This window comes from Polaromonas sp. P1_G4 (genome assembly GCF_056405475.1).
In genome coordinates, this window is the sequence record NZ_JBFUCA010000293.1 from 1 (window position 1) to 5,446 (window position 5,446).

4 protein-coding genes are annotated in these 5,446 nt (G+C 63.9%); 3 read left to right on the top strand and 1 reads right to left on the bottom strand.

What is annotated here, in order from left to right:
* Positions 1 to 70 precede the first annotated feature (70 nt).
* A complete protein-coding gene (locus tag AC1D1X_RS14730) occupies positions 71 to 3,175 on the top strand; it encodes an FAD-binding and (Fe-S)-binding domain-containing protein (RefSeq protein WP_477698539.1) in 3,105 nt (1,034 codons plus the stop codon).
* A gap of 134 nt (positions 3,176 to 3,309) precedes the next feature.
* Here the strand turns inward: AC1D1X_RS14730 and AC1D1X_RS14735 are convergent, their stop codons facing one another.
* Complete coding sequence (locus AC1D1X_RS14735; protein ID WP_477670983.1) at positions 3,310 to 3,897, bottom strand: hemerythrin domain-containing protein; 588 nt, start codon at positions 3,895 to 3,897, stop codon at positions 3,310 to 3,312.
* 190 nt (positions 3,898 to 4,087) lie between these two features.
* Between AC1D1X_RS14735 and AC1D1X_RS14740 the strand changes: the two genes are divergently transcribed.
* Positions 4,088 to 5,080 carry a DUF2167 domain-containing protein gene (locus tag AC1D1X_RS14740; protein WP_477670984.1) on the top strand — a complete coding sequence of 331 codons (993 nt, stop codon included), beginning with the start codon at positions 4,088 to 4,090 and terminating at the stop codon, positions 5,078 to 5,080.
* A gap of 13 nt (positions 5,081 to 5,093) precedes the next feature.
* Positions 5,094 to 5,446, top strand: a 353-nt coding sequence (locus AC1D1X_RS14745; RefSeq protein WP_477698540.1) for a site-2 protease family protein, incomplete at its 3' end; no start/stop codon positions are given.

The following is a 5,446-nucleotide window of genomic DNA, read 5'->3' on the forward strand; positions in this document are numbered from 1 at the left end:
CCTGCAACGTGACCTTTGCCTGGCTTCAGGGCCGGGCCTCAACACCCACACAAAACCCGGATCGCCCGCGATGAACGCCCCTCTTCCACTCAAGATCTCCCGGCAGGCCGCGGCCCACGCCTACGACAACGTGGCCCGCATCAGCAATGAAGTTGCCGGCCGGCTGGCGGCGCGGCTGGCCGCCGAAACACAGGGCGAAGTGCTGTTTTCACCGGCCGACCGGGGCCGCTACGCTACCGACGCCTCGATCTACCAGGTCATGCCTGTGGGCGTGTTTGTGCCGCGCACGGCAGACGATGTGAAGGCCGCGCTGGACATCTGCCGCGACATGCAGGTGCCCATCGTGCCGCGCGGCGGCGGCACCAGCCAGTGCGGGCAAACCGTGGGCACCGGCCTTGTCATCGACTACGCCAAGCATGTGCGCAACATCCTGGCGGTGAACCCGGAAGAACGCACGGCGGAGGTAGAGCCCGGCATTGTGCTGGACCACCTGAACGCCGCGCTGAAAAAACACGGCCTGTGGTACCCGGTGGATGTTTCGACCAGTGCGCAGGCCACGCTGGGCGGCATGGCGGGCAACAACTCTTGCGGCAGCCGCAGCATTGCCTACGGCAACATGGTGCACAACGTGCTGGGTGCCAAAGCCTGGACATCCGACGGCAGCCTGCTACAGCTGGGCGCTTACGCCGGCAGCAGCGGCAAGGCACGCGAGCTGGGCAGCCACGTGCGTGCGCTGGCCGAGGAGCTGCACYCCCTCATCAAGCGGCGCTGGCCGAAAGTCATGCGGCGCGTGGGCGGCTACAACCTGGACATCTTTGACCCGCAGAGCGAGCGGCCCTACACCAGCGACGGCTCGGTCAACCTGGCGCACCTGCTGATAGGCAGCGAAGGCACGCTGGCGCTGACCCGGTCGCTGACGCTGCAACTGAGCGAGCTGCCCCGGGCCAAGGTGCTGGGTGTGGTGAATTTCCCGACCTTTTACCGCGCCATGGATGCGGCGCAATTCATCGTCAAGATCGGCGAAGGCACGCTCACTGCGGTAGAGCTGGTCGACCGCACGATGATCGACCTGTCGCTGCAAAACCCGGCCTTTGCGCCGACGATCCGCAGCGCGCTGATCGGCGATCCGGCGGCCATTTTGCTGGTGGAGTTTTCGGGTGCCAGCAAGGCCGAGCTGTTGCCCAAGCTCAAGCGCCTGGGCGAGTTGATGGGCGACCTGCTGCTGCCCGATTCGGTGGTGGAGATGACCGAGGACGCACCGCAAAAAAACCTGTGGGAGGTGCGCAAGGCCGGCCTCAACATCATGATGAGCCTCAAGGGCGACGGCAAGCCGGTGAGTTTTATCGAAGACTGCGCCGTGCCGCTGGAGCATCTGGCCGCCTACACCGACGCCTTGACCGAGATCTTCAGGAAATACGGCAGCAAGGGCACCTGGTATGCCCATGCCTCCGTCGGCACGCTGCATGTGCGGCCCATCCTGGACATGCGGCGCGAAGGCGCGCCCAAGATGCGCGCGATTGCCGAAGAAGCCTCCGTGCTGGTGCGCAAGTTCAAGGGTGCCTACAGCGGCGAACACGGCGACGGCCTGTGCCGCGGTGAATGGATCAAGTGGCAGTTCGGCCCGGAGATCAGCCAGGCCTTCGCCGACATCAAGCAATACATGGACCCGGCGGGCTTGCTGAGCCCCGGACGCATGATCAACCCGCCCAAGATGGACGACACGCGGCTGATGCGGTTTCCGCCGGGCTACCGTGTCATTCCCCTGAAGACCGCGCTGGACTGGCGCGCCTGGGATGTGCAGAACGACCCGGCCACCGAAAGGACCAGCGCACCCGGCAGCGGCGGCGACCCGGCCCGTGGCTTTGCCAAGGCCGTGGAGATGTGCAACAACAACGGCCACTGCCGCAAGTTTGACGCCGGCACCATGTGCCCGAGCTACCGCGTGACACGCGACGAGCAGCACCTCACGCGCGGACGCGCCAACACACTGCGCCTGGCATTGAGCGGGCAGCTGGACGGGATGAAGGCCGAAGACGCCTTCACCAGCGAAGCTGTGAAGGAGGCCATGGACCTGTGCGTGGGCTGCAAGGGTTGCAAGCGCGACTGCCCCACGGGTGTGGACATGGCCAAAATGRAGGTGGAGTTTTTGCACCACTACAAGCACAAGCACGGCTACACGCTCAAAGACAAGATGGTCGCGTACCTGCCCGACTATGCCCAATGGGCCAGCCGCCTGGCGCCGCTGCTGAACCTGCGCGACAAGGTGCCGGTGCTGGCGGCCTGGAGCGAAAAACTGATGGGCCTGTCGGCCCGCCGCACACTGCCGCAATGGACGCGCCAGACCTTCTGGAAGCGCCTGAACAAGCCCGGCGCGGCGTCGAAAGGAAGCATCACGACCGCCAGCCGCGAAGAGGTGCTGGCCGCCGCACGGCCGGTCGTGCTGTTTGTGGACACCTTCAACGGCTACTTTGAGTCAGAAAACGCACTGGCCGCGCTCAAGGTGCTGCAGGCCGCCGGCTACACGGTACATGTGGCCGCGAAAACCGTGGCGGACGGCAAAAGCCTGTGCTGCGGCCGCACTTACCTGGCCAGCGGCATGGTATCCAGGGCCAGGGCCAAGGCACGCGAGGTGGTGGAAGCCCTGCTGCCCTTTGCCGAAAAGGGCATCGCCATCGTCGGCCTGGAGCCCTCCTGCCTGCTGACACTGCGCGACGAGATGCTGGTGATGGGCCTGGGCGAAGCGGCGCACACCATCAGCCGCCACGCATTGCTGCTGGAAGAATTCCTGGCGCGAGAAGCGGCCGACGGCAAACTCGACAAGCTCAAGGGCCGGCTGAAAGCGACAGCCCAACCCATCTTGCTGCACGGCCACTGCCACCAGAAGGCCTTTGGGGCGGTGAGCCCCATCATGGATGTGCTCAAGCTGATTCCCGGCGCAAAACCTGAGCTGATCGAGTCAAGCTGCTGCGGCATGGCAGGCAGCTTTGGCTATGAGGCCAACCACTACGAGGTGTCGATGCAGATGGCCGAACTCAGCCTGCTGCCAGCGGTGCGCAAGCAGCCCGACGCCATTGTGGTGGCCGACGGCACCAGCTGCCGCCACCAGATCAGGGACGGCGCGCAGCGCGAGGCGATTCACGTCGCGGTACTGCTGGCGCAGCAGCTGCGGGGCTGAGGGCGGCCGCCACGCGGCATGTTTTCAGAGCCCGAACGCTATACTTTTAATAGCTGCTTGCGCTTTCCCTTATTGGGCTACAGCCTGTTTTTGCTTGAATATTCCGGTGCAACGCACATCAGCCACGCAAGCGCCTAGACATGCCCCACCACCATGGGCGCATGCCTGAGGTGAAGCGACAGGCCAAGGGCAGCCATGTGGTTGCCGTTGCGCCCGAGAATGGTTTCGGCCAGCGGAAGGAATTCTTCCTCTTCAAAGCGCGCGTGTTTCAGGTAGGCCTGCACCAGAGCCTCCGCCGCTTGCAGGTCCAGCTCTGCCGGCTGGTTTTTTGCCGCCGCTTTCACTGCGGGTTCGAGGTCTTTCCAGATCGATTCGATCTTGCGGTGCTCGGCCACCAGGCGCTTGATCATCGCGCTGACCTTCTCGGCCTCTTCCCCCTTGGCGGCGCTGCGCAGCACCGCCGGGAACAATTCATTTTCTTCGTCGGCATGGTGGCCTGCCACCGCGTACTTGAAGAGGCTGAGCGTGTGCGAAGCGACGTTGCGCGCTTGCGCCGCCGCGGCCAGCAAGGCCGGCAGTTCAGCGAAAGCCTGCAGCTGGGACACGATACCGAAGTGGCATTGCGAGAAGCCGGCCAACGGCATGGTGAAGTCAACCATGCCCGCAGCGGCGGGAGGCGCGGGCAATTCCCCACTGTGGTAGCTGACGTGATGGATGCTCATGGATATTCCCCTGGTTAACGGATGCACCCTGCCGGCCAGCCAACCCGGCAACAGCCAACCGGACACCGTGCAGCCAGTTTGACTATAGGGAGGCGATCAGGGGCGCTGTTGATCCAGATCAAACAAGCCGCCGGTTCCACCAAAGCCCGTGTCAGAATATCCGGAAATTTATTCCAACAGGGAGGACTTGATGAACCATTTGTGGACGCGCATCTGTGCGCTGGCGGTTGTACTGTCTTGCGGTGCTGCCCTGGCGCAGCCGATGTCAAAAGACGAAGCCGAAAAAATCTGGGCGGAAGCCCGCGCCGCAGCCAAGGAAGGCCCGCAGGATATTCCCCTGGCCGACCAGGCCGTGCTGAAGCTGCCGGCCGGCCGCATTTTTGTGCCGCAGCCGCAGGCCGCCAGGCTTCTCAATGCCATGGGCAACCCCGGCAAGGATTCGCGGCTGCAGGGCCTGGTGTTTCCCGCGGCCAACGATTCCTGGTTTGTCACGGTGCGCTTTGAGTCCGCAGGCTACGTGAAAGACGACGACGCCAAGGACTGGAACGCCGACGACCTTCTCAAAAGCTACCGCGAAGGCACGGAAGCCTCGAACAGCGAACGCAAGAAGATGGGTTTTCCTGAAATGGAAATTGTCGGCTGGGCCGAAAAGCCGGCCTATAACGCCGCCACCCACCGGCTGGTGTGGGCCATGTCCAGCAAGGACCGCGGCGCAGCGCCCGATGCCGCACAGGGCGTGAACTACAACACTTACGCGCTGGGGCGTGAGGGCTACTTCAGCCTGAACCTGGTGACGGCGCTGAATGATTTGCCGAAGGACAAACCCGTCGCCGCGGAGCTGCTGTCGGCCCTGCAATACAACGACGGCAAACGTTATGCCGATTTCAATTCCAAAACCGACAAGGTGGCCGAATACGGCCTGGCCGCGCTGGTGCTGGGCGTGGCCGCGAAAAAACTCGGCTTCTTCGCCGTCGCCGCACTCTTTTTTGCCAAGTTTGCCAAGGTGATCTTTCTGGCCGTGGCGGGGTTTGGCGCGGTGTTCCTGAAATACTTCAAGCGCAAACCGGCTGCAGCGCCCATGCCGGTCGCGGCCGCCGAGCAGGAGACGGTTCCTGCCGCATTCGGCAGTGCAGCAAACGCGTCAACCACCCCGGCAAAACCCCCAGCGCCGCCTACCGCCTGAAAAGCACCTTCGCGTGACGAAACTCCTGCTGCTGCTTTTCACCGGCGCCAAGTTCGGCAAGCTGCTGCTCACGGGCGGCAGCATGCTGATTTCGGTGTTTGCCTACGCGCTGCTGTTCGGCTGGCGCTACGCAGTGGGTTTTGTGGCCCTGCTGTTGGTGCATGAAATGGGCCACTACATCGCCGCGCGGCAGCGCGGCCTCAACGTGGGCGCGCCCACCTTCATTCCGTTTGTGGGCGCGTGGGTAGAGCTCAAGGACATGCCGCATGACGCCGAAACCGAAGCCTATGTGGGCCTGGGCGGCCCGCTGCTGGGCACGATAGGCGCGCTGGCCTGCTATTTTCTGGCGCGCGACCAGGACAGCAA